General features: G+C 73.5%; 1 protein-coding gene. It reads left to right on the top strand.

Features of this window, described 5'->3' with window-relative positions:
• The first annotated feature begins 197 nt into the window (after positions 1-197).
• Complete coding sequence (locus ACA361_RS42260; protein ID WP_375020792.1) at positions 198-983, top strand: patatin-like phospholipase family protein; 786 nt, start codon at positions 198-200, stop codon at positions 981-983.
• Positions 984-1,104: the final 121 nt, after the last annotated feature.

The following is a 1,104-nucleotide window of genomic DNA, read 5'->3' on the forward strand; positions in this document are numbered from 1 at the left end:
ACATGGTCGTCCAGATGGACATAGAGTGCGGTCAGAAGGGCGTCCAGGTCTGTCTTCACACACTGATCATGGGCGCCCTTCGCCATGCCCGCGACCGGTTCCGCAAACCCCCATCAACGATCTAGGGCCCTTTCGGCCGTACGGTCTCGGTCCAGCGGCCGATACCGCTGCCGGGCGCGGGTTCCTAGGGTCGGGGCATGGTCTTCACTCATGGGAACACGGCGGTGGTCCTCGGGCCGGGCGGGCCGGTCGGTACGGCCTGGCTGCTGGGGCTGGCGGCCGGGCTGCGGCGCGCGGGGGCGGACCTGGCCCGCGCGGACCTGATCGTGGGCACGTCGGCGGGCGCCATCGCGGGCGCGGCGATCGCCACCGGGCGGGACCTGGACGAGCTCGCCGAGGTCCCGCCCGGCGAGCGAGCCGGGGATCCGGGCGTCATGCCGCGCGTCTTCGAGATCCTGAACGAGCCGGGCGCCGACCCCCGGGACGCGCTGCGCCGGGTGGGCGCGCTCGCCCTCGCGGCCGGCGCTCTGCCCGAGGAACGGCACCTGGCCGCCATGGAGCACCTGGCCGGTTCCCGGAGCTGGCCGGACCGGCCGCTGCTGATCACCGCGGTGGACGTCGCGGCCGGCGAGCCCGTGGTGTGGAGCCGGGACGACGGCGTACCGCTGCACGCGGCGGTCGCCGCCAGCAGCGCCGCCCCCGGGTACGCCGCGCCGGTAACGATCGGCGGGCGGCGCTACATGGACGGCGCGTTCGGCGGCGGCTCCAACGCTCATCTCGCCGCGGGCACGGTCGTCCTGATCGAGCCGCTCGCCTTTCCGGGGCCGCCGGTCGAGGCGGCGGTACGGGTCGGGCCCGACGAGGCCGCGCTGGAGGCGTTCGGCCCCGACGTCGGCGACCGGACCCGGTGGAACGAGGTCTACGAGGCCGGACTGCGCCAGTCCGCCGGCGCGGCCGCCCTCATCGCGCCCGTCCTGCCCTAGATCGTTGATGGGTTATTGCTGAACCGGCCGCGAGCATGGTGAAGGGCGCCCAGGATCGGTGTGTGAAGACAGATCTAGACGCCCTTCTGATCGCACTCTACGTGCACCTGGACGACGATGT

Origin of the sequence: Actinomadura sp. 21ATH, assembly GCF_041951345.1 — a bacterium.
In the GTDB taxonomy this organism is placed as follows: domain Bacteria; phylum Actinomycetota; class Actinomycetes; order Streptosporangiales; family Streptosporangiaceae; genus Spirillospora.

What these genes read in the sequence shown, in the direction of transcription:
- ACA361_RS42260 (WP_375020792.1), top strand. Translation starts at nt 198, where the DNA reads ATGGTCTTCACTCATGGGAACACGGCGGTGGTCCTCGGGCCGGGCGGG.